Source organism: Nocardioides sp. (assembly GCF_035697785.1).
Classification (GTDB): Bacteria; Actinomycetota; Actinomycetes; order Propionibacteriales; family Nocardioidaceae; genus Nocardioides_B.
Genome location: NZ_DASSCL010000002.1, coordinates 1 through 23,138, shown reverse-complemented (window position 1 = coordinate 23,138; position 23,138 = coordinate 1). Strand labels below are relative to the sequence as shown.

Sequence of the window (23,138 nt, the reverse complement as noted above, 5' to 3'; positions counted from 1 at the left end):
CGTGACGCTACCGCCAGGGCCGTGATTGGGCGGGTGTCCACGGGGGTACGACGGCAGCACCCGAGCCTCTGGAAGGTGGCCCCGTGAAGACCATCATCATCCTCGTCGTCGTCGTACTCGTCGTGCTGTTCCTGGTGGGCAAGCTCCGCCCCGGACGCCGCTGACCGCGTCCGGGCCCGTCCGGTCACCCCGTCCGCGTAGGCTCGGTCGCATGAGCGTCCGACGCGTGATGGGCACGGAGACGGAGTTCGGCATCTCCGTGCAGGGGCAGCCCACCGCCAACCCGATGGTGGCGTCGTCCCAGGTGGTCAACGCCTACGCCGGCTCGACGCTCAAGGCCCGGCGGGCGCGCTGGGACTTCGAGGAGGAGTCGCCGCTGCGCGACGCCCGCGGGTTCGACATGTCCCGCGAGGTCGCCGACGCCTCCCAGCTGACCGACGAGGACCTGGGTCTCGCCAACGTCATCCTCACCAACGGCGCCCGTCTGTACGTCGACCACGCCCACCCCGAGTACTCCACACCCGAGTGCACCAACCCGCGCGACGTGGTGCTCTGGGACAAGGCGGGGGAGCAGGTGATGCTCGACGCGACCAGGTTCGCCGCCGCGGTCCCGACCACGGCTCCACTGCTGCTCTACAAGAACAACACCGACAACAAGGGCGCGTCCTACGGCGCCCACGAGAACTACCTGATGCGGCGCAGCACGCCGTTCGGCGACATCGTCCGGCACCTCACGCCGTTCTTCGTCAGCCGCCAGGTGGTCTGCGGTGCCGGCCGCGTCGGCATCGGCCAGGACGGCCGCGACCACGGATTCCAGGTCAGCCAGCGCGCCGACTACTTCGAGGTCGAGGTGGGGCTGGAAACCACCCTCAAGCGCCCGATCATCAACACCCGCGACGAGCCGCACGCCGACCCGGAGAAGTACCGCCGGCTGCACGTGATCATCGGCGACGCCAACCTCGCCGAGGTGTCCACCTACCTCAAGGTCGGCACCACCGCGCTGGTGCTGGCGATGATCGAGGACCGTTTCATCAACGTCGACCTGGCGGTCGACCAGCCCGTGCGCACCCTCCGCGCGGTGTCGCACGACCCGACGCTCAAGGAGCTGGTGACGCTCAACGACGGCCGCAAGCTCACGGCCGTGCAGCTGCAGATGGAGTACCTCGACCTGGCCCGCAAGTTCGTCGAGGACCGGCTCGGCTCCGACGTGGACGCCCAGACGTCCGACGTACTCCTGCGTTGGGAGTCGGTGCTCACTCGGCTCGAGACCGACCCGATGGATTGCGCCCGCGAGCTCGACTGGGTGGCCAAGCTGCAGCTGCTCCAGCAGTACCGCGACCGCGACGGCCTGGAGTGGGACGACGCCAAGCTGCACCTCATCGACCTGCAGTACGCCGACGTGCGACCCGACAAGGGCCTCTACCACCGGCTCGTACGGATGGGCCGGATCGAGCGGCTGCTCGACGACGCCGAGGTGGCGGCGGCGATGCACCACCCGCCGGAGGACACCCGGGCCTACTTCCGTGGCCGCTGCCTGGAGCAGTACGCCGACCGCATCGCGGCGGCGTCCTGGGACTCGGTGATCTTCGACCTGCCGGGCCGCGAGTCGCTGCAGCGGGTGCCCACGGTGGACCCGCTCCGGGGCAGCAAGGCCCACGTCGGCGAACTCCTCGACCGTTGTGAGACCGCAGAGGCCTTGTTCGAGGCTCTGACTCGGTAGGGTCGTGGGTGGGGGTCGGCTCACCCGGTGGTCGAGACCCTGCAGACCGAAGGAGGCGCGCTCATGGCTCAGGAGCACAAACATTCCAAGAAGTCCTCGGAGACCGAGGAAGCCAACGAGGTCGAGGCCGGCGCCGACGTAGCCGAGCGCAAGGAACAGCTCGACGAGGACATCGACGCGATCCTCGGTGAGATCGACGAGGTTCTGGAGACCAACGCGGAGGACTTCGTGAAGTCCTTCATCCAGAAGGGCGGCGAGTAGACCTCAGATGACGAGCTCCCCGACGGGTCCGCGTCTCGCGGCCGCCTACCTCACTCCCGGCACGTCGTCCTTCGCCGAGTTCCTGTCGAACCAGGCGCCCGAGCTGCTGCCGCAGCGCCGTTCGCTGCCCGAGGGCAGTGCCGCCGGTCTGGCGCCGCACGGCACCACGATCGTGGCGGCCACCTTCGACGGCGGCGTGGTGATGGCCGGTGACCGGCGCGCGACGATGGGCAACATCATCGCCCAGCGCGACATCGAGAAGGTGTTCCCGGCCGACGAGTACTCCTGCGTGGGCATCGCCGGCACCGCGGGTCTCGCCGTCGAGATGGTGCGGCTGTTCCAGACCGAGCTCGAGCACTACGAGAAGATCGAGGGCACGACGCTGTCGATGGACGGCAAGGCCAACCGGCTCGCCGCGTTGATCCGCTCCAACCTCGGCATGGCGATGCAGGGGCTCGCCGTCGTACCCCTCTTCGCGGGCTTCGACCTCACCCGCGAGCAGGGCCGGATCTTCTCCTACGACGTGACAGGTGGCCGCTACGAGGAGACCGCGTTCCACTCCGTCGGCTCGGGCTCGCTGTTCGCGCGCGGCTCGCTGAAGAAGCTCTACCGCGACGACCTCGACGCCGAGGGCTGCGTGACCGCGGTCGTCCAGGCGCTGTACGACGCGGCCGACGACGACTCCGCGACGGGCGGCCCCGACGTCACCCGCCGGATCTTCCCGGTCGTCGGCGTGATCACCGGCGACGGCTACCAGCGGCTGCCGGAGGCGGACGTCGCCGAGATCGCAGACCGGGTGATCGCCGCCCGGATGGACCGCCCCGACGGCCCCGCCGCATCCCTCACCTGAGCCAGGAGCCTCTCGACTCATGAGCATGCCGTTCTACGTCTCGCCCGAGCAGCTGATGAAGGACCGGGCCGACTTCGCCCGCAAGGGCATCGCCCGGGGCCGCTCGGTCGCCGTCGTGCAGTACGCCGACGGGATCGTCTTCGTGTCCGAGAACCCGTCCCAGGCGCTGCACAAGGTCAGCGAGATCTACGACCGGATCGCCTTCGCCGCGGTCGGCCGCTACAACGAGTTCGAGAACCTCCGGATCGCCGGCGTCCGGCTCGCCGACATGCGCGGCTACGCCTACGACCGCCGCGACGTGACCGGCCGCGGCCTCGCCAACGCCTACGCCCAGACGCTCGGCACGATCTTCTCCAGCGGGGGCGAGAAGCCCTATGAGGTGGAGATCTTCGTCGCCGAGGTCGGCGACACCGCCGAGGACGACCAGGTCTACCGGCTCACCTACGACGGCCAGGTCGCCGACGAGCACGGCTTCGCGGTGATGGGCGGGAACGCCGAGCTCGCCGCGGCGTACCTCAAGGAGCACTACGCGCCCGGCGCGGGCCTCGACGACACGATCCGGCTGGCCGTCGACGCCCTCGGGCGCGACGACGGTGAGAACAGGCGGATCCTCGCGTCCGCGCTGGAGGTCGCCTCGCTCGACCGGACCCGGACCCAGCAGCGGAAGTTCAGGCGACTCACGGTCGCCCAGCTCGGCCGGATCCTCGGGGAGCCGGGCGGCGGCCCGAACGGCGGAGCCCCCACCGACGGCGGCCCCGACGGCGGCGGACACCCGTCCACCGACCCGACGCCTCCGGACGACCCGGCCGACCCCACCGACACGATCAGCAGCCAGCCGCCCCTGGAGAACCCCACGACCGGCGAGCCCGAGCCCCCGGTCGCACCCCCGATCGCCCCCTGACCCACCCGTTGCGCGCCGGCCTCCGGTCTGCGGTTTGGTCCCCAACGTCAGGCTGAGCCTGCCGAAACAGGCCGTTCGTGACCAACGGCGACCCCGAGTCCCGGGATTCTCGGCCGTCATCCACAGATCGGAGAAGTCGCCTGGGCGCGGGTAGGAGAGGGCACGATCATCGACGTCCATGAGGGCGTCGGATGCCGTGCGCGGACAGGTGCGAAGGTCGGGATATCGCCGACTCAGTCACGGGCTGTACCTTCCTCTCCTCGACGGTGCGCGCGCCGACGAGGAGCAGCTCCGCGACCTCGCAGCCTGGTGCCTGGTTCTCCCCGAGGATGCGGTCTTCACCCATGTCACAGCGGCGTACCTTCACGACTGGTGGCTGCCCAAGCTTCCGCGTTTCGTGCCCGTTTTCGCCGCAATGGACCTGCACAGCAACCGGCCTCGTCGCGCCGGCCTGATCTGCTCCAGGCTGGACCGCGCCGCGGACACCGAGATGGTGCGTGGGCTCCCGGTCGACGCCTGCCCGGAGGTGCTGCTCCGTGCAGCACGCGACCTCGCGGTCCTCGACCTGGTGCCGATGGTGGACTCCGCGCTTCGCAAGGGTGACGCCACCCGGGCCGGGCTCGACCAGATCTGCGCCACGGGCCGACCGGGCGTCCGCCAGCTCCGGCTGGCGTCGTCGTTGGCGGATCCCCGCTCCGAGTCCGCGTGGGAGTCGATCTTGCGCCTCTTCCACCACGTGATCGAGATCGACGTCGTGCCGCAGAAGCAGATGTTCGACGACGCCGGCCGGTTCGTGGCTCGCGTCGACCTGTGGGTGACAGGCACCCCCTTCGTCCACGAGTACGACGGTGGCGAGCACGAGAGGGCACCGCGTCGCACGATCGACCTGCGACGTGGGCGTGGACTCAACGACCTGGGCATCACGCGTCGCGGGTATGTCGCCGACGACCTCCTGAACCACCCTTTGGCCGTGCTCCAGGAGATGGACCGTGAGCTCGATCGACCGCATCGACCCGCCCGGTTGGCGCGGTGGCGCCGGTGGGTCGCGGAATCGTCGTACTCCGATGCCGGCCGCCGCCGGCTGCAGAATCGGTGGCTCCGGCGCACCACCGGAATCGCCGATTGGTCAGTACCGGCATGATCCGGGCCGCCATTCCTGCCGTTGGGGACCAAACCGCAAGAGCGGCGAGGTTGAGCGAGTCGGGGACGGCGGTTGCCTGTGGCGCCTACTGTGGTCGCGTGGACCGCCGGATCTTCGGGATCGAGAACGAGTACGGCGTCACCTGCACGTTCCGCGGGCAGAGGCGCCTCTCGCCGGACGAGGTTGCCCGCTACCTGTTCCGCAAGGTGGTCTCCTGGGGGCGCAGCAGCAACGTGTTCCTGCGCAACGGCGCCCGGCTGTACCTCGACGTCGGCAGCCACCCGGAGTACGCCACGCCGGAGTGTGACGACATCGTCGACCTGGTCACCCACGACAAGGCGGGGGAGCGGGTCCTCGAGGGCCTGCTCGTCGATGCGGAGCGGCGGCTGCACGACGAGGGCATCGCCGGCGACGTGTACCTGTTCAAGAACAACACCGACTCGGCCGGGAACTCCTACGGCTGCCATGAGAACTACCTCGTCGGGCGGCACGGAGAGTTCTCCAAGCTCGCCGACGTGCTCATCCCGTTCCTGGTGACCCGGCAGATCATCTGCGGCGCCGGCAAGGTGATCCAGACCCCGCGCGGCGCGATGTACTCGGTCAGCCAGCGCGCCGAGCACATCTGGGAGGGCGTCAGCAGCGCCACCACCCGAAGCCGTCCGATCATCAACACCCGCGACGAGCCGCACGCCGACGCAGAGCGCTACCGCCGCCTGCACGTGATCGTCGGCGACTCCAACATGAGCGAGACCACGACGCTCCTCAAGGTCGCCACCTGCGACCTGGTGCTCCGGATGATCGAGGAGGGCGTGGTCATGCGTGACCTCACGATGGAGAACCCGATCCGGGCGATCCGCGAGATCTCGCACGACATGAGCGGGCGTCGCAAGGTGCGCCTGGCCAACGGCCGCGAGGCCAGCGCCCTGGACATCCAGCAGGAGTACCTCACCCGCGCCCGCGACTTCGTGGACCGCCGCGAGATCGACACCCCGGTGATCAGCCGCACCCTCGACCTGTGGGAGCGCAGCCTCAAGGCGGTCGAGTCGGGTGATCTCGGTCTCGTGGAGCGGGAGATCGACTGGGTGATCAAGTGGAAGCTGATCGAGCGCTACCGCGCCCAGCACGGCCTGCCGCTCAGCCACCCGCGGATCGCTCAGCTCGACCTCGCCTACCACGACATCCACCGCGGGCGCGGCCTCTACTACCTGCTCGAGGCCCGCGGGGCCGTCACCCGCGTCACCGACGACCTGCGCGTGTTCGAGGCCAAGTCGCTGCCGCCGCAGACCACCCGAGCCCGGCTACGCGGCGAGTTCATCAAGCGGGCCCAGGAGCGACGCCGGGACTTCACCGTCGACTGGGTGCACCTCAAGCTCAACGACCAGGCCCAGCGCACCGTGTTGTGCAAGGACCCGTTCCGGGCGCACGACGAACGGGTGCACAAGCTGATCGAGGGGATGTAGCGCTCGCACCACCTCCCCTCTCAGGATTCGTTAGGAAGCGGCGGTTATCGTGGCGGCTCCGCTTCCCCAACGTCTTTGAGGTGTGTCTACTCGTGCGTCGTCGTCTGATCGCGCTCTCCGCCGTGTCCCTACTGCTCTTCGGGACCGCCGCCTGCGGCGATGACGGCGAGTCCCCGGAGTCGTCCAGCTCCGGCGCCGAGATCGACGGGCTGAGTGTCGAGGGGGCGGTCGGCGAGGAGCTCACCGTCGACATGGAGGCGCCCCTCGACGGCGAGGGCACCAAGACCGAGGTGCTCGAGACCGGTGAGGGGAACCCCCTCAAGCTCAACGAGTCGGCCCTGCTGCACCTCTACATCGGGAACGCCACCAGCGGCAAGGACGCCATCTCGACCTACGACCAGGGTGTCCCGATCCAGGTCACGGCTTCCGAGGACCAGCTCTTCAAGGCCGTCCTGGACAACATCGTCGACCAGCCGCGCGGCAGCCGCGTCGCCGTCACCGCCCCGGTCAAGGACGTGTGGGGCGAGCAGGGCGCACCGCAGCTGAACCTCAAGGCGTCCGACACCGCGCTGTTCGTCGCCGACATCGTCTCCGTCCAGCCGGCCGAGGTGATCGAGGGTCCCGAGGGCGAGTCCGTGGACCCGACCTCCGACGCGCCGACCGTGGAGGAGAAGGACGGCCAGGTCACCGGTCTGGACTGGTCCACTGCACCGAAGAAGGCCCCGAAGAAGCTCACCGTCATCCCGCTGGTCGAGGGTGAGGGTCCGGAGGCCACCGCGGAGTCGATGGTCACCTTCGACTACTACGGCGCGGTGTACGGCGAGGACAAGCCGTTCGACGAGTCCTACAGCCGCGAGCCCACGCCGTTCGGTGTCGGCGTCAAGGGCCTCATCCCGGCCTGGGACAAGGTGATCCCGGGTCTCAAGCGCGGCAGCCGGGTGCTGATCATCGCCCCGCCGGAGGACGCCTACGGCGACCAGGAGCAGCCCAACATCCCGGCCGGATCCACGCTGACCTTCGTGGTCGACGTCCTCGGAGTGGATGAGTAAGCCACGTCGGGCCCTGAGGTAGGTTCACCTGCGGCGGACCGGAGGAGTCCGTCGAGAGGGGTGGACGTGACCGCGCGCAAGAGTGAGCGACTGCTCAACCTGCTGATCACGCTCCTCGTCGCGCGCACCTACGTCAGCAAGGCCCGGCTTCGCGAGGTCATCGAGGGCTACCGCGAGGCCGCCAACGCCGAAGCGTTCGAGAAGATGTTCGAGCGCGACAAGGAAGAGCTCCGCTCGCTGGGCGTGCCGATCGAGGTGGGGTATGTCGACCGGGCGTTCGAGGACGAGCCCGGCTACCGCATCGAGCGCTCGGCGTTCGAGCTCCCCGAGATCGACCTCGAGCCCGAGGAGGCCGCGGTGATCGGCCTCGCCGCCCGGGTCTGGCAGCATGCCGGGCTGGCCGCGGCCACCTCGGACGCCCTGGTCAAGCTGAAGGCGGCCGGGATCAGCGTGGACCGCGCCGCCCTGGACGTCGTACAGCCGCAGATCGCGGCCGAGGAGCCGGCCTTCGAGCCGTTCTGGCAGGCCACCCAGACCCGGACCGCGGTCACCTTCGACTACCGGCGTTCCAACTCCGCCGAGGTCGCCACCCGGCACCTGCAGCCCTGGGGCGTCGTCTCCTACCGCGGCCGTTGGTACGTCGCCGGGCACGACACCGATCGCGAGGACACCCGGCTGTTCCGACTCTCGCGCGTCCAGGGCGAGGTGGTCCTGGACCGACGGGCCGGCAGCTACGAGGTGCCGGCGGGCACCGACCTGCGGGCGGTCACCTCCATGCTGGCGCCCGCACCGGCCGACCGCACCGCGGTCGTGCTCGTCCGGCAGGGCGCCGGCCACGGCCTGCGCCGGCACGGTGAGCCCGATGACGGAGCGGCCGCACCCGACGGCTGGGACCGGATCCGGGTCCGCTACGCCGGCACCGGGGCGCTCGCCGACGAGGTGCTCGGGTACGGCGACGACGCGGTGGTGCTCGCGCCTGCGGAGGTCCGGGACCTGGTCGTGTCCCGGCTCGAGGAGCTCGCGGGGGCGGCCCGATGAACACCACCCAGAACCGCGCCCTTCGTCCCGTCAGGGCCCCCGCATGAGCCCGTCGACAGGCTCGGGAGGGTCCGGCGCACGCGACCAGGTCGGACGGCTGCTGGCGCTGGTGCCGTACATCCAGTCCCGGCAGCAGGTCTCCGTCGAGGAGGCGGCAGCGGAGTTCGGGGTCAAGCCGGCCCAGATCGTCAAGGACCTCAACGTGCTGTGGTTCTGCGGCCTGCCGGGTCTCGGCATGGGTGACCTGATCGACGTCGACATGGACTCCGTGCAGGGTGAGGGCGTCATCCGGGTCTCCAACGCCGACTACCTGCGCCGCCCGCTTCGTCTGGACAGCTCGGAGGCGTCCGCCCTGATCGTGGCGCTCCGGGCGCTGCGGGACGGGAGCACCCCCGAGGTGCGCCCGATCGTGGACCGCACGCTGGGCAAGCTCGAGGCCGCCGCCGGCGACGGGGCGGCCCTCGCCGCCCAGGTCGAGCTGCGACTGCCCGGGCAGGACGCCGCGGCGGCCGAGCTGCGCGGGCGCCTGCACGCGGCGGTAACCAGCCGTCGGCAGGTCCGCATCGACTACTACGTGCCGGCGAGGGACGAGTCCACCGCGCGCGTCGTCGACCCGCTCGGCCTGGTCACCGCCCAGGGCAACGACTACCTCGACGCCTGGTGCCACCTCGCCGAGGACCAGCGGCTGTTCCGGCTCGACCGGATCTCGTCGGCGGAGGTCCTGGACACCGAGGTCGACGACCACACCGACGTACACCCGCGAGACCTCGCGGACGGCATCTTCCAGCCCTCGCCCGACGACGCCCAGGTCACCCTCCTGATCGAGCCCGACTCACGTTGGGTCGCGGAGTACTACCCGACCGACAGCACCGAGGAGGCCGAGGGCGGCCGGCTGCGGGCCCGGCTCCGTGCCGGCAACCCCGAGTGGCTCGTGAGGCTGCTGCTGCGGCTGGGGAGCACCGTCACGGTCGAGGAGCCGGCCGAGGTGTCCGAGGCCGTCCACCAAGCCGCAGTCGCCGCTTTGGCGAACTATCAAAGCCTGCGCGCGTACGATGAGACGACGACGACGTGAAGAGGACGCCATGAACATCGGTCCCCCTGAGATCATCCTGATCCTGCTCGTGCTGGTGCTGCTCTTCGGCGCGAAGAAGCTGCCCGAGCTCGCGCGAGGCAGTGGCCGGGCGCTGCGCATCTTCAAGGCCGAGACCAAGGGCCTGATGGACGACGACGAGGAAGACAGCAAGACCAAGACCCAGGAGCAACGGGAGATCGAGGCGCGCAATCAGGCCTCGGAGCCGGCTCGTCCCATCGAGGTCACCGAGCACCAGCCGCGTCCCGACGCCGACCGCTGAGCCGTAGGCGCCGAACCTCCTCATGTCCATCGTCGGTGTCCTGAGGCTGTTCCGCGTCGAGCCGAAGCACCCCGTCGGCCCCGAGGGGCAGATGGCGCTGGCGGACCACCTGCGCGAGCTGCGGGCGCGGGTGATGATCGCGACGGTCACCGTGTTCGTCGGCATGGTGGTGGCGTGGTTCTTCTACGACGAGCTCAACAGCCTGCTGCTGGACCCCTACCGCCGCGCCCAGGAGACCCTGGAGGCGCAGGGCGTCGACACCGACCCGATCGTCTCCGGGATCGCCACGTCGCTGCTGCTGCAGATCAAGATCAGCGCGCTCGCCTCGGTGGTGGTCACCTCACCGATCTGGCTCTACCAGATCTGGGCGTTCATCGTGCCCGGGCTGCACCCCCACGAACGGCGCTCGACGAAGCTGTTCGCGGTGATCGCCGGGCCGCTGTTCGTGGCCGGTGTCGCGACGGCGTACTACGTCCTGCCCAAGGGCATGGAGGTCCTGCTCAGCTTCACCATCGCTGACGTGCAGTCGTTCGTCGAGCTGGAGCGGTACCTCTCCTTCCTGATCCGGATGATGCTGGTCTTCGGCGTGGCGTTCGAGATCCCGTTGTTCGTGGTGATGCTCAACCTCGCCGGCGTGGTCTCCGGCGCCACCCTGGGGGCCTACCGGCCGTGGATCGTGCTCGGCACGTTCGTGTTCGCGGCGGTGGCGACCCCGTCGACGGACCCGTTCACGATGATCATGCTGGCCCTCCCGATGACGATCCTGTTCCTGCTCTCCGAGGTGGTGGCCCGGCTCGTCGACCGTCGCCGCGCGCGGGCCGACCGGCTCGCCGGGCTCGACGACGACGAGCAGTCCGAGCTCGACTACCGGCCCGAAGAGGTCCGGCGTTCGGATCTCGGCCAGGACGACTGACCCGGTGAGCGCACCCCGTGTGACCTCCGTCGACCCCTTCGACCTGCCAGAGTGGCTCGGCGCGGGGGAGGACGTGACCTGGACGGCCGTCGGGAGCGTGCACGACGGACACCTGGTCCGCGGCGAGCTGACCGGCGAGGGGGATCCGCTGAGCTGTGACCTGCTCGGCGCCGACCAGGCGTTCCCGCAGCCGGTCCTCGACGACGGATGGCGCCGCCAGGTGCACCAGGCGTGGACCCACGGTCAGGTGCTGCTCCTGGAGTACGACGGGCGGCTGACCCTCGCCGTACCCGGCACCGCCTTCACCGCCGACCGCGCCCTCGAGGCGATCGGCCGGCTGGCGAAAGCGGTCGGCGTCAAACCGGGCAAGTTCCTGGCGGCGCTGCGCCTCTGACGTCGAGGCGCGCTCCGGGGACGTCGAGACGCGCCTCGCGGGGTCCCCAACGCGCGCTTGGAGACCCCACAACACCTCTCAACGAGTACGGCGCTCCGAGAGCTCGTCGAGGATCTCGCCGATCCGGCCCCACAGCGACAGGTGGCCCTCGTCGTCGTCGAGGTGGACGGTCGCGCCGGGGATGTTCGCGGCGAGCCACTGGCCGTGCGAGAACGGCACCATCCGGTCCTGGGCGCCCTGCCACACCGAGACCGGCACCGTGATCTGGGAGGGCTCGAAGCCCCAGTGGCGGGTGAAGGCGAGGTCGTCCTCGGCCCAGCCCTCGATGCCGTGCAGGCAGGCACGCCGGAACGACGTGAGCAGCCGCTCGGCGAACTCACCGGTCGCGTAGGCCTTGTCCACGGGGGAGACGAGCCCGCCGAGGGCCTCGGCGATCCGCTCGGCGGTGACCGTGGTCATCTCCCCGGCCTCCTTCTCCAGGTAGGGCTCCAGCGCGTGCCGGCCCTCGACGGCGGCGCCGAACTCCTCGTGGTTCTCCGGTCCCATCCCGTCGAGGAAGTCCAGGTCCTCGGCAAGGTACGGGGCGACCCCGGCGCCGGTCGCCGCCGCCACGCACCGGTCGGGGAGCAGGGCAGCGCAGGCGAGCGAGTGCGGTCCACCGCCGGACCAGCCGAGCGTGATGAACTCCCGGTCACCGCGGTGGTCCAGGATCGCCGCGATGTCCTCCGCGACGTCACCCACGGTCCGGTCCGGGCGCGGCGTCGACTCGCCGTACCCGGCCCGCGAGTACTGGATGAGTGCGAGGCCGCGCTCGGCCGCGGCCGTCGAGTAGGTGGGGTAGGGCACCGCCGAGCCGGGCGTGCCGTGGTGGTGCACCAGCGGGAAACCGTCAGGGTCGCCCTCGACGAGGAACTCGATGACCCGGCCGTCGGGGGTCTTGCACTGCTCGTACGTCGTCACGGATCCCATCTTCCTCTCCGGGAGCCACCGTGGCTCCCGCCCGCCCGACCCTAGGGCACGCCGTTGCGACACCGGTCCGCGGCGGGGCGCGGCGACGTCGGGTCCCGCCCGAGCCCCGCGTATTGTCCGAGTCGTGGCCCGAACGATCGCTCTCCTGACGAACCCCACGTCCGGGAAGGGCCGGGGGCAGCGGACGGCGGCCATCGCCCTGCCGCGACTGACCGAGGCCGGGTTCGAGGTGCAGGAGCTGGTCGGACGCGACGGGGACGAGGCGCTCGACCTGGCCCGCAAGGCGGTGGCGGACGAGGTGGAGAACCTCGTCGTCGTGGGCGGCGACGGCATGGTGCACATCGCGGTGCAGGCCCTCGCCGGTACGCCGACCAACCTGGGCATCATCCCGGCGGGCACCGGCAACGACGTCGCGCGCTACGTCGGCGTCCCGCGCACTGACCCGCAGCTGGCCGCCGACGTGGTGGTCGGCTCACGGGTCCGCACCATCGACCTGGCCCGCGCGGGCGGCACGTACTTCGTCACCGTGCTCGCGTCGGGCTTCGACTCCAAGGTCAACGAGCGCGCCAACACGATGGCCTGGCCGCGCGGCCAGATGCGCTACAACCTGGCCACGCTCGCCGAGCTGCGCGTCTTCGAGCCGTTGCCCTACATCCTCGAGCTCGACGGCGAGGTGCAGACTCTCGACGCGATGCTGGTGGCGGTCGGCAACGGCGAGTCGTTCGGCGGCGGGCTGCGGATCACCCACGGCGCCTCGCTCGAGGACGGCCTGCTCGACGTGGTGATCATCAGGCCGATGTCCAAGGCCAAGCTGGTGCGGACCTATCCCAAGCTGTTCTCCGGCAAGCACGTCGGCATGCCCGAGTACGAGCACCACCGGGTCCGCTCGGTCACCGTCGCCGCACCGGGCATCTCGGCGTACGCCGACGGTGAGCGGATCGGCGCGCTGCCGCTCACCATCGAGGCCGTGCCGCGGGCCCTCAGGGTGCTGGTGCCGTGATGTCCACCCCCTCGGAGAGGTACGCAGCGTTCAGGCGCGGTCGCGATACGCCGGAGTTCACCGACTTCGCGGCGCTCTACGACTTCACCCTCGACGACTTCCAGGTGCGTGCCTGCCACGAGCTCGAGGCCGGCAAGGGCGTGCTGGTCGCGGCGCCTACCGGCTCGGGAAAGACCATCGTGGGGGAGTTCGCCGTCCATCTCGCGCTCGCGCAGGGCCGCAAGTGCTTCTACACCACGCCGATCAAGGCGCTGTCGAACCAGAAGTTCGGCGACCTGCAGCGCCGCTACGGCGCCGACAAGGTCGGCCTGCTGACCGGTGACAACTCCGTCAACGGCGAGGCGCCGATCGTGGTGATGACCACCGAGGTGCTCCGCAACATGCTGTACGCCGGGTCGCGGACGCTGGCCGGTCTCGGCTACGTCGTCATGGACGAAGTGCACTACCTCGCCGACCGGTTCCGGGGCGCGGTGTGGGAGGAGGTGATCATCCACCTGCCCGAGTCGGTCGCGCTGGTGTCCCTGTCGGCGACCGTGTCCAACGCCGAGGAGTTCGGCGAGTGGCTGGAGACCGTCCGCGGCGAGACCACGACGATCGTGGAGGAGCGGCGGCCGGTGCCGCTGTACCAGCACGTGATGGTCGGCCGCCGGATGTACGACCTGTTCGCCGACGACGGCGCCTCCGGACCCGACGCCCGGGTGAACCCCGAGCTGTTCCGGGTGGCTCGCGACGACTGGCGTGCCGGCCGCGCCGGTGACCGGCGCGGCAAGCGTGGTGGACCGCAGAAGCGGGGCGGGGCCCGCGGCGGGCAGGGCGCCCGGCGCCCGTACCTGCCGAGCCGCTACGACGTGGTGGAGAAGCTCGACTCGCAGGGCCTGCTGCCGGCCATCGTGTTCATCTTCAGCCGGGTGGGCTGCGACGCGGCCGTGCAGCAGTGCCTCAACGCGAACCTGCGGCTGACCAGCCCCGCGGACCGCGACGAGATCATCAGGTTCGTCGAGGAGCGCTGCCGGCACATCCCAGAGGAGGACCTGCACGTCCTCGGCTATCACGACTTCCTCGACGGGCTCTCCCGCGGGATCGCCGCGCACCACGCCGGGATGCTGCCGACGTTCAAGGAGTGCGTGGAGGAGCTGTTCGCCACCGGCCGCTGCAAGGTGGTGTTCGCCACCGAGACGCTGGCCCTGGGCATCAACATGCCGGCCCGCAGCGTGGTCATCGAGAAGCTGTCGAAGTGGAACGGCGAGACCCACGCCGACATCACGCCGGGGGAGTACACGCAGCTCACCGGCCGCGCGGGTCGCCGCGGCATCGACGTGGAGGGCCACGGCGTGGTGCTGTGGCAGCCGGGCCTGGAGCCGAAGTCGGTGGCCGGCCTCGCCTCGACGCGCACCTACCCGCTCAAGTCCTCGTTCCGGCCGTCGTACAACATGGCGGTCAACCTGGTCCACCAGGTCGGCCGGACGACCGCCCGCGAGCTCCTCGAGTCGTCGTTCGCGCAGTTCCAGGCCGACAAGGCCGTGGTCGGACTGGCCCGGCAGCTGCGCAAGGCCGAGGAGGCGCTCGAGGGGTACGCCGAGGCGGCGCACTGCCACCTCGGCGACTTCATGGAGTACGCCGGGATGCGCCGCCGGCTGTCGGACGTGGAGGCCGACATGGCGCGCAGCCGTCGTGCCGACCGCCGGGACGAGGTCGTCACCGCGCTGGAGGCGCTGCGCCCGGGCGACGTGATCGAGGTGCCGGCCGGACGGTTCGCGGGGATGGCGGTGGTGATCGACCCGGGCATCCGCTCCGACCGCGACGGTCCGCGACCCTACGTGCTCACCGCCGACCGGCACGCCCGGCGGCTGTCGATGGCGGACTTCCCGGTCCCGGTCCGCTCGTTCACGCGGATGCGGATCCCGAAGACGTTCAACGGACGCAACCCGCAGTCGCGGCGCGACCTCGCCTCGACCCTGCGGCAGCGCACGCACGGGCTCACCCCACCGCCGGACGCGCCCGGGAAGCGCGGTCCTCGGGACCGGCCCGGCTCGCAGCCGGAGCACGGCTCGCAGTCGGAGATCACCCGGCTCCGCGAGGCGCTGCGGGCGCACCCGTGCCACGCCTGCCCGGACCGTGAGGACCACGCCCGGTGGGCGGAGCGGCACCAGAAGCTGGACCGCGACACCCGGACGATGCGCCGCCGGATCGAGCAGCGCACGAACACCATCGCCCGGCAGTTCGACCGGGTCTGCGACGTGCTCACCGACCTCGGCTACCTTGAGGACGACAAGGTCACCGAGGCCGGCAGCCGGCTGAGGCGGATCTACACCGACATGGACCTGGTCGCCGCCGAGTGCCTGCGCAACGGGCTCTGGGACGACCTGTCCGCGAGCGGGCTGGCCGCCGCGCTGTCGGCGCTGGTGTTCGAGGCCCGGCGTCCCGACGACGCGCAAAGCCCACGGCTCCCGGGTGGCATGGTCAAGCAGGTGCTCGCCGACACCGTCTCGGTATGGGCCGACCTGGAGGCGCTCGAGCGCGAGCACAAGCTCGCCTTCCTCAGGGAGCCGGACCTCGGGTTCGCCTGGGCGGCGTACCGCTGGGCCGAGGGTGCCGCCCTCGACGAGGTGCTGAAGGAGACCGACCTCGCCGCCGGGGACTTCGTCCGCTGGATGAAGCAGCTGCTCGACCTGACCGACCAGGTGGCCGACGCGGCCGGCGAGACCGGTCTGCACCAGACCGCCCGCGACGCCTCCCGGGCCCTCCGGCGCGGGGTCGTCGCGTACTCCTCGCTCACGGACTGACCGTTCACGACCGGACGCCGAGGCCCCTCGAGAGCGGTCGGTCGTCCGGTCGAGACCGGGCGCGGCCCCGAAGTGACTGTTCGGTAGGCTCGGGGTCCCAACCCTCACCCGCCGCGGGGCCCGCGGCCCGCATCGATGACTTTTGTCTCGGGAGCGCCAGTGTCACAGCGTCGCCGCACGTCGTGGATCGACCAGTTCGTGCTGCGTGAGGACGTCAACAACCCGTTCTTCCAGGTCATCACGTCCGCCCAGCAGCTGGCCCGGGTGGCGGAGGACCGCGTCGGGCTGACCCGGGCGGAGTACGACGAGGTCGCGACCGCCCGCTACCAGGCCCGGGTCCTCGAGGACCTGGCCCGGATGCTCGACGAGGACGTCGCGGCACACGGCCGCCGCGCCGACGAGGCCCTCGCGGGCGACCCCGACCCGGTCGTGCGGGCGCGGGTGATGACGGGCTCCCTGACCGGCTGCGTGCGGGCCAGCGCGATGCTCGTGGACGCCTGCCACACCCTGCTGGGCCTGTCGGAGAAGCTCCTGGTGATTCGTCGGCCGGCCAGCCGGCTCACCCTGATGGCGGCGGTCGAGAACACCCGCGCCGCCGCCAGCACCGCGCACCTGACCGTGCTGGTCAACCTGCCCCGGATCACCGACGTGGCGCTCTACGACGAGCTCGCCGGCGGCATCGACTCCTTCGACATCACGCTGGCCCGGGCCAACCGGGTCGCCGCCGCGCTGCGCAGCGAGGTCAGGGTCGCCCACGCGATGCCGTCCCAGCGCGCGACCCCGCTCCGCTGAACAACGATTCGTCTGCGGACTTTGGGGTGATTCCCGCGGGCGGACCGCAGACGAATCGTTGGGGTCAGCCGATCGGGCGGTGCTCGTACGGCGTGGACAGCACGATCGTGGTCCGCGTCGACACGTTGGCCGCGGCCCGGATCCGCGCCAGCAAGTCCTCCAGGTCGACCGGGGTCGCCACCCGGACCTTGAGGATGTAGGACTCGTCGCCGGCCACCGACCAGCAGCTCTCGATCTCGGTGATGCCACGAAGCCGCTCGGGTGAGTCGTCGGGCTGGGACGGGTCGATCGGCCGGATCGAGATGAACGCGGTGAGCGGCTTGCCGACCGCGTCGTAGTCGATCGACGCGCCGTACCCCTTGATCACGCCGCGTCCCTCGAGCCGCTTGACCCGCTGGTGCACCGCGGACGTAGACAGCCCGGTCGCCTTGCCCAGGTCGGTGAACGACATCCGGCCGTCGGCGGCCAGCAGGCTGAGGATCTGCGCGTCCAGGGCTTCCACGGGACGCAGACTAGCGGCCCCGACAGCGACAGCCGTCGGTCTCGACATGGAAGACTCACCGGCTGTGAGCCGACTGATGCTGCTGGACACCGCCTCGCTGTACTTCCGTGCGTTCTTCGGGGTGCCCGACTCGGTCACCGCGCCCGACGGGACGCCGGTGAACGCGGTGCGCGGGCTGCTGGAGTTCATCAGCCGGCTCGTCGGCGAGTACCGCCCGACCCACCTGGCCTGCTGCTGGGACAACGACTGGCGGCCGCAGTGGCGGGTGGACCTGATCCCGTCGTACAAGGCGCACCGGGTCGTCGCCCCGCTGCGGCACGAGGGCGAGGGCGGCAAGCACTGGCTGGAGGTCGTCCCGGACCCGCTGGAGACCCAGATCCCGATCATCGAGGACGTCCTGGCGGCATTCGGCATCACCGTGGTCGGTGCCGACGGCTACGAGGCCGACGACGTGATCGGGACCCTCGCGACCGGCGCCGGGATGCCGGTCGACATCGTCACCGGTGACCGCGACCTCTTCCAGCTCGTCGACGACGAGGCCGAGGTGCGCGTGCTGTACGTCGCCCGGGGCGTCGGCCGGCACGAGCGGGTTACCAACGCCGTCGTACGGGAGAAGTACGGCGTGGACGCGAACCAGTACGCCGACCTGGCCACGCTGCGCGGCGACGCCTCCGACGGGCTCCCCGGCGTGGCCGGCATCGGCGACAAGACCGCGGCGACGCTGCTCGGCCGGTTCGGCGACATGGCCGGGATCCTCGCCGCGGCCGAGGACCCGGAGGCCGACCTCGGCCCCGGACCGCGGCGCAAGATCAAGGACGCCGTCGACTACCTCGCCGTCGCGCCGCGGGTGGTCGCGGTGGCGCGCGACCTGGACCTGGGGGCCCCGGACCTGACCCTCCCACTCACCCCCGTGGACCCCGAGGCACTGACCAAGCTCTCCGAGCGCTGGGGGCTGGACAGTCCCGCCGCGCGCCTCGTGGAGACGCTCACCGGGCTGCGCGGGTAGCCGCCGGAACCCGGCCCGCCGCGGCGGTGTAGCACCCTCGGAGGAGGAGGTCTCAGCACCTGACGACCGAGGACGACGCCCGCACAGTGGCCCGGGTCCGGGACGGCGACGCAGACGCCTACGCCGACCTGGTGCGCCGTCATGCCCCGGTGGCCGTGCGGACGGCAGCGCTCCTGGGTGCGGGACCCGATGCGGAGGACGTGGTGCAGGAGGCGTTCGTGAAGGCCTACGTCGCGCTGGACCGGTTCCGCAGCGGGTCGCCGTTCCGGCCGTGGCTGCTGCGCATCGTCGCCAACGAGACGCGCAACCTGCACCGGGCCGCCGGCCGACGGGCGGCGCGCGAGCAGCGCGCGTGGGCGGCCGCGGAGCCACTGCTGCTGGCCGGAGACGAGCCCGCGGAGTCGGCGCTCGGCGACGTACGACGATCGACCCTGGTGGCCGGACTGTCCCGGCTGTCGGCGCAGCACCGCCAGGTGGTGACCTGCCGTTACCTGCTCGACCTCGACGAGGCCGAGACGGCGGCGGTGCTGGGCTGGCCGCGCGGCACCGTGAAGTCCCGGCTGCACCGGGCGCTGTCCGCGCTTCGTGACGACCTGGCAGCCCGCGACGCGGAGGAGGTGGGCCGGCATGGCTGACGCGACCGAGGACCTGCTGGTGGCGGACCTGCGCAGCCTGGGCCTCCGGGCGGCACCCGAGACCGACGTCGAGGTGCTGGCCGCGCGTGTCCTCAACGCGATCCCGCAGGCGGGACCGGACCCTCGTCGCACGCTTCTACGGGTGGCGCTGGCCGCCCTGGCGGTCCTGGTGGCGCTGGTGGCGACCCCGCCGGTGCGGGCCACGGTCGCCGACTGGTTCGGCTTCGGCGGGGTCCGGGTGGAGCGCGGGGAGCCGGACCGCACCGGGGGTGAGGGCGCGGCCCCTCCGAGGGTCGGCGACGTTGCGGACGCCGCCGCGGCGGTGGCCTTCCCGGTGCTGCTGCCCACGGCTCTCGGCGAGCCCGACGTGGTCGGGGTCGGGCGCGACCGACGGGTGGTCTCGATGACCTGGGGCGGCGGCGACGAACAGCTGCGGGTGGACCAGTTCGACGGTGCGCTGGACTACGCGGTCGCGAAACGCGCTCCACGGATGCGGTTCGTGTCGGTGGCCGGCACCGACGCGCTCTGGTTCCCCACGCCGCACGACGTGGTGCTGCTCGACCCCGACGGCTCACGTCGCACGGAGTCGGCCCGGTTGGCCGGGCAGACCCTGGTGTGGCCGACGGCGACCACGACGCTCCGGCTCGAGGGTGACCTGTCGCTCGCCGAGGCGGTGCGGATCGCCGAGTCGGCGGTCCCGGTGGGCTGAGCGGGAACCTTCTCGCGCGCCGCGGTGTAGCCAGAGCATCCGACCGAAGGAGGCTCCATGCGCCGCGTCCGCCCCACCCGCGTCGTACCGATCGTGCTGTCCTTGCTGCCGGCCGTCGCGGCCGCGCTGCTGCTCGCAACGTTGCCACTGGCGCCCGCGACCGCCGGGGGACCGACCAGCGTGCTGCTGTCGGTGCCGGGGGAGGGCCGGACGGCCTCGCTGTACTACACGGATCCGGAGTACGACGCGCTCGCGCGTGCGGTCGGCGCGATGAGCGAGCGTCGCGTCGACGAGGTCGCCGGCAGCCACCAGGTCGGCACCCCGGTCACGCTGACCTGGCTGATCCACGACGTGACGCCGTGGCGTGTGGACCAGGTCTACGTCGACGACGGCGAGGTCTGGATCGCGACGCAGGAGAGCCTGGGTGGTGGGACGTTGGCCGAGCAGGCGCCCGTCTGGCATCGGGGGACCCCCGCCCTGGCGCGGCTCCTCGACCGGGTGCTGCCCGAGAGGGGGTCCGCCACGGGCACTTCGACCACACCCCCGCCCCTGCAGCAGGCGCCCACCGCTCCCGCTCCGGCCGCGTCCGCGGAAGCCACCTCGCCCTGGACCCTGGCCGCCTGGGCCGGCGGCGGGCTGGTGGCCGGTGCGGTGCTCACCCTGCTGACCCAGCGCTGGCAGCACCGGCGACCGTCAACCGTGGTCGAGGATCGACCCACGGCGACCGACCAGCTCGTGTGGCCGTGACGCCACCACGATTCGTCTGCGATCCACCCGGGGAAATCACCCCATAGACCGCAGACGAATCGTTGTTCAGACGATGGTGAGCGTCTTCTGCGACTCGGCGGCGCGCCGGGACTCCGCCGCCCGGTGCTCGGCCTCGACGAGGTTGGAGCCGTTGGTGCGGGCGTGCTCGGCCCACCACGCCTGGCCGGCCTCCGGCAGCGAGTGGATCGGGTCGTAGTACTCGTACTGCCGCGACATGGCCTCGGGGTCCTCGGCCTCGATGGACGTGCGGTAGTTCTTCGTCCAGTAGGAGATGCCGAGCTCGGTGTCGTAGTCGGCGTTCTGGTGCACCCAGCGCTTGCCGACGAACGGGACGTCGCAGACGATGCGCGGCGTCGCGAAGCCCGGCAGGTAGCCCATGATGTGGTGCTGGAGCTGCTGCGCCTCGGTGAGCGAGACCCGCCAGTGCTCGCTGAACGGGATCATGTCGCACATGTAGAAGTAGTAGGGCATGATCTGCGCGCCGTCGAGGAGCGCGAAGCAGAGGTCGAGCAGCGCGTGCGGGTCGGCGTTGACGCCGTCGAGCAGGACGCCCTGGTTGCGCACGTCGCGCAGGCCGGCGTCGAGCATGGCCCGGCTGGCCTCCGCCACGATCGGGGTGATCGACTGCGCGTGGTTGGCGTGGGTGTGCATCGCCAACGACACACCGCGGTCCCGCGCGGTCCGCGCCACCCGCTCGATGCCGGTGCGCACGTCGTCCTGCAGCCAGTGCTGAGGCAGGCCGATCAGCGCCTTGGTGGCGAGCCGGATGTCGCGGATGTTCTCGATCTCCAGCAGGTTGGTGAGGAACTCCTCGAGCCGGGGCCACGGCATGTTGGCGACGTCGCCGCCGGAGACCACCACGTCCCGCACGGACGGCGTACGACGCAGGTAGGCGAGCATCTCGGCGTGCCGGTCGACCGGCTTGCCGAGGAACTTGAGCTTGTCGATCACCGGCGTGGAGTTGCCGACGAGGTCCATGCGCGTGCAGTGGCCGCAGTACTGCGGGCAGGTGGGCAGCAGCTCCGCGAGCACCTTGGTGGGGTAGCGGTGGGTGAGCCCCTCGGCGACCCACATGTCGTGCTCGTGGAGCGAGTCGCGGGTGGCGTGCGGGTGCGACGGCCAGTCGGTGCGCCGGTCGGAGAACACCGGGAGCATGTAACGGCGGATCGGGTCGGCGTAGATCGCCTCGGTGAGCGACCCGGGTCCCGAGGGGACCTCTCGGGGCGCCATCGTGTTCATCATCTGCGGCGGCACCAGCATCGACATGGTGGCGCGCTCCGCCTGGTCGCGCTCGAGGTCCGCGTAGAAGCGGTCGTCGACCAGGTCGCCCCAGAGGGCGCGCAGCTGCTTGACGTTCTTGACGCAGTGCGCGCGCTGCCACTGCACGGAGGCCCAGTCCTCGGCGGTGACGTCCTTCCAGCCAGGGAACCGGGTCCAGTCGGGCTCGACCAGCTCGGTGCGTCGGTAGGGGTACGGCTGCCCGGACTCCTCCCAGGAAACGGGGGAGTTGTTGACCGTCTCGATGCTCATGGTGCTCCTTGTGCGCGGATCTGCAGCGGTGCGGGCGCGTCCGTTTGTGGCGGGATCGCCTGTCATGCCAGAGTACGCAAAGAATCTGCGGACAGTCCAATGACCCGCCGTAAGATTTCCCGTGAGAACGCTCGTAGACACCAAGGAAGACCCGTGAACGACGTGACCAGCAGCCCGGTCGGGCTGCACCGCGTGCTCGCTCCCGCCGGCGTGCTGCCGCAGGCCGCCGAGCGGCTGGACACCCGACGCGACCTGGCTGCCGACGAGGTGCGCGTGCGCGTGCAGCGGCTCAACCTCGACGCGGCGTCGTTCCGGCAGCTGGAGCGCAAGCACGAAGGCGACGGGGACGCGGTGCGTGCCGAGGTGCTCGACATCGTCCGCACCCGGGGCAAGATGCAGAACCCCGAGACCGGGTCCGGCGGCATGCTCGTCGGCACCGTCGAGGAGGTCGGCCCCGAGTCGCCGCTCGGCCTGACCGTCGGCGACCGGGTCGCGACCCTGGTGTCGCTGACCCTCACCCCGCTGGTCATCGAGGACGGGCTCGCGGCCTGGGACGGTCGCAGCGAACAGGTCCCGGCCGACGGCTACGCGATCCTGTTCGGACGGAGCATCGCGGCCAGGTTGCCCGACGACCTGGCCCCCGAGCTCGCGCTGTCCGTGATGGACGTGTGTGGTGCACCGGCGCTGACCGCCCGCGTGGTCAGCCAGTACGCCGCGACGACCTCGCCGACCTCGACGACCGGAGGGCCCGTCGTGGCCGTCATCGGCGGGGCCGGGAAGTCGGGTTCGCTGTCCCTGGCGGCGGCCCGCGACGCCGGCGCGGCCCGCACGATCGGCGTGGTGCCGCACCGCGCGGAGGCCGACCTGCTCGACGAAGCCGGGATCGCGGACGAGGTCACGATCGCCGACGCCCGCGACCCGGTGGCGCTCTCCGAGGCCGTCGCCAAGGCGGGCGGTCCCGCGGACGTCACCGTCGTGTGCGTCGACGTACCCGGCTGCGAGGGCGGCGCGATCCTGTCCACCCGCGACGGCGGGACGGTCGTCTTCTTCTCGATGGCGACGTCGTTCAGCGCCGCCGCTCTCGGTGCCGAGGGGCTCGCCGCCGACGTGACGATGCTGGTCGGCAACGGCTACGTCCCCGGGCACGCCGACTACGCCCTGTCGGTGCTGCGCGCGCACGAGGGGGTCCGCGGCCTGTTCGAGCGCCGCCTCTAGGACCATGGCGTCATGAGGACTCTCCTGCGCGGCGGATACGTGCACACCCCGGCCGACCCGCACGCGACCGCGCTGTGCATCGAGGACGGTGCGATCGTGTGGACGGGTGACGACGACGCCTCGGCCCACTTCGAGGACGGCGCCGACCGG

The 23,138-nt window shown here is 71.2% G+C and carries 23 protein-coding genes; 20 read left to right on the top strand and 3 right to left on the bottom strand.

The annotated features are described in order from the left end of the window. Positions 1-211: 211 nt before the first annotated feature. The 12 genes from dop to VFH10_RS00110 all read left to right on the top strand — a co-directional run bounded on the left by dop (position 212) and on the right by VFH10_RS00110 (position 11,079). Positions 212-1,720, top strand: coding sequence for a depupylase/deamidase Dop (gene dop, locus VFH10_RS00165; protein WP_325124797.1), 1,509 nt, complete (start codon positions 212-214; stop codon positions 1,718-1,720). A 63-nt stretch (positions 1,721-1,783) separates the two neighbouring features. After that, positions 1,784-1,981 (top strand): ubiquitin-like protein Pup, encoded by a 198-nt coding sequence (locus VFH10_RS00160; RefSeq protein WP_325124795.1) that lies wholly within the window; start codon positions 1,784-1,786, stop codon positions 1,979-1,981. A gap of 7 nt (positions 1,982-1,988) precedes the next feature. Then, the gene (gene prcB / locus VFH10_RS00155; RefSeq protein WP_325124793.1) at positions 1,989-2,831 is read left to right on the top strand and encodes a proteasome subunit beta; all 843 of its coding nucleotides are present in this window, start codon (positions 1,989-1,991) and stop codon (positions 2,829-2,831) included. 19 nt (positions 2,832-2,850) lie between these two features. Further along, positions 2,851-3,732, top strand: coding sequence for a proteasome subunit alpha (prcA, locus tag VFH10_RS00150; RefSeq protein WP_325124791.1), 882 nt, complete (start codon positions 2,851-2,853; stop codon positions 3,730-3,732). A gap of 178 nt (positions 3,733-3,910) precedes the next feature. Then, the gene (locus VFH10_RS00145; protein WP_325124789.1) at positions 3,911-4,873 is read left to right on the top strand and encodes a hypothetical protein; all 963 of its coding nucleotides are present in this window, start codon (positions 3,911-3,913) and stop codon (positions 4,871-4,873) included. A 98-nt stretch (positions 4,874-4,971) separates the two neighbouring features. After that, positions 4,972-6,333, top strand: coding sequence for a Pup--protein ligase (gene pafA / locus VFH10_RS00140; protein WP_325124787.1), 1,362 nt, complete (start codon positions 4,972-4,974; stop codon positions 6,331-6,333). Between the two features lie 92 nt (positions 6,334-6,425). After that, positions 6,426-7,382, top strand: a complete 957-nt coding sequence (locus tag VFH10_RS00135) for an FKBP-type peptidyl-prolyl cis-trans isomerase (RefSeq protein WP_325124786.1) — start codon at positions 6,426-6,428, stop codon at positions 7,380-7,382. A 66-nt stretch (positions 7,383-7,448) separates the two neighbouring features. Next, entirely contained in the window at positions 7,449-8,420 is a 972-nt protein-coding gene (locus VFH10_RS00130) for a helix-turn-helix transcriptional regulator (RefSeq protein WP_325124784.1), read from the top strand. 43 nt (positions 8,421-8,463) lie between these two features. Next, entirely contained in the window at positions 8,464-9,492 is a 1,029-nt protein-coding gene (locus tag VFH10_RS00125) for a YafY family protein (protein ID WP_325124781.1), read from the top strand. Positions 9,493-9,502: 10 nt separating this feature from the next. Continuing rightward, entirely contained in the window at positions 9,503-9,772 is a 270-nt protein-coding gene (tatA, locus tag VFH10_RS00120) for a Sec-independent protein translocase subunit TatA (RefSeq protein ID WP_325124779.1), read from the top strand. A gap of 22 nt (positions 9,773-9,794) precedes the next feature. After that, positions 9,795-10,685: a twin-arginine translocase subunit TatC gene (gene tatC, locus VFH10_RS00115; RefSeq protein WP_325124777.1), complete on the top strand. Its 891-nt coding sequence runs from the start codon at positions 9,795-9,797 to the stop codon at positions 10,683-10,685. A 4-nt stretch (positions 10,686-10,689) separates the two neighbouring features. Beyond that, the gene (locus tag VFH10_RS00110) at positions 10,690-11,079 is read left to right on the top strand and encodes a hypothetical protein (RefSeq protein WP_325124775.1); all 390 of its coding nucleotides are present in this window, start codon (positions 10,690-10,692) and stop codon (positions 11,077-11,079) included. Between the two features lie 78 nt (positions 11,080-11,157). Here VFH10_RS00110 and VFH10_RS00105 read toward each other — a convergent pair whose 3' ends face one another. Then, complete coding sequence (locus VFH10_RS00105; RefSeq protein ID WP_325124773.1) at positions 11,158-12,039, bottom strand: alpha/beta fold hydrolase; 882 nt, start codon at positions 12,037-12,039, stop codon at positions 11,158-11,160. A 133-nt stretch (positions 12,040-12,172) separates the two neighbouring features. Between VFH10_RS00105 and VFH10_RS00100 the strand changes: the two genes are divergently transcribed. The 3 genes from VFH10_RS00100 to VFH10_RS00090 all read left to right on the top strand — a co-directional run bounded on the left by VFH10_RS00100 (position 12,173) and on the right by VFH10_RS00090 (position 16,623). Continuing rightward, the gene (locus VFH10_RS00100; RefSeq protein WP_325124771.1) at positions 12,173-13,048 is read left to right on the top strand and encodes a diacylglycerol kinase; all 876 of its coding nucleotides are present in this window, start codon (positions 12,173-12,175) and stop codon (positions 13,046-13,048) included. Beyond that, positions 13,048-15,831: a DEAD/DEAH box helicase gene (locus VFH10_RS00095; protein ID WP_325124769.1), complete on the top strand. Its 2,784-nt coding sequence runs from the start codon at positions 13,048-13,050 to the stop codon at positions 15,829-15,831. The genes VFH10_RS00100 and VFH10_RS00095 overlap by 1 nt, the downstream gene beginning before the upstream one ends. Before the next feature lie 159 nt (positions 15,832-15,990). Beyond that, positions 15,991-16,623: a cyclodeaminase/cyclohydrolase family protein gene (locus tag VFH10_RS00090; protein WP_325124767.1), complete on the top strand. Its 633-nt coding sequence runs from the start codon at positions 15,991-15,993 to the stop codon at positions 16,621-16,623. A gap of 64 nt (positions 16,624-16,687) precedes the next feature. Here VFH10_RS00090 and VFH10_RS00085 read toward each other — a convergent pair whose 3' ends face one another. Continuing rightward, positions 16,688-17,125, bottom strand: a complete 438-nt coding sequence (locus VFH10_RS00085) for an Lrp/AsnC family transcriptional regulator (protein WP_325124765.1) — start codon at positions 17,123-17,125, stop codon at positions 16,688-16,690. 64 nt (positions 17,126-17,189) lie between these two features. Between VFH10_RS00085 and VFH10_RS00080 the strand changes: the two genes are divergently transcribed. From VFH10_RS00080 to VFH10_RS00065, 4 genes are all read left to right on the top strand, one after another. Further along, positions 17,190-18,131 carry a 5'-3' exonuclease gene (locus VFH10_RS00080; RefSeq protein WP_325124763.1) on the top strand — a complete coding sequence of 314 codons (942 nt, stop codon included), beginning with the start codon at positions 17,190-17,192 and terminating at the stop codon, positions 18,129-18,131. Between the two features lie 86 nt (positions 18,132-18,217). Further along, positions 18,218-18,766, top strand: a complete 549-nt coding sequence (locus tag VFH10_RS00075) for an RNA polymerase sigma factor (protein ID WP_325124761.1) — start codon at positions 18,218-18,220, stop codon at positions 18,764-18,766. After that, entirely contained in the window at positions 18,759-19,475 is a 717-nt protein-coding gene (locus VFH10_RS00070; RefSeq protein WP_325124759.1) for a hypothetical protein, read from the top strand. Before VFH10_RS00075 ends, VFH10_RS00070 begins: the two co-directional genes overlap by 8 nt. A gap of 57 nt (positions 19,476-19,532) precedes the next feature. Next, positions 19,533-20,222, top strand: a complete 690-nt coding sequence (locus tag VFH10_RS00065; protein WP_325124757.1) for a hypothetical protein — start codon at positions 19,533-19,535, stop codon at positions 20,220-20,222. Positions 20,223-20,288: 66 nt separating this feature from the next. Here the strand turns inward: VFH10_RS00065 and VFH10_RS00060 are convergent, their stop codons facing one another. Further along, entirely contained in the window at positions 20,289-21,773 is a 1,485-nt protein-coding gene (locus VFH10_RS00060; protein WP_325124755.1) for a lysine 2,3-aminomutase, read from the bottom strand. Positions 21,774-21,926: 153 nt separating this feature from the next. On the opposite strand from VFH10_RS00060, the gene VFH10_RS00055 reads away from it, so the two are divergent. Next, positions 21,927-22,988, top strand: a complete 1,062-nt coding sequence (locus tag VFH10_RS00055; RefSeq protein WP_325124753.1) for an L-erythro-3,5-diaminohexanoate dehydrogenase — start codon at positions 21,927-21,929, stop codon at positions 22,986-22,988. The last annotated feature ends 150 nt before the right edge of the window (positions 22,989-23,138 follow it).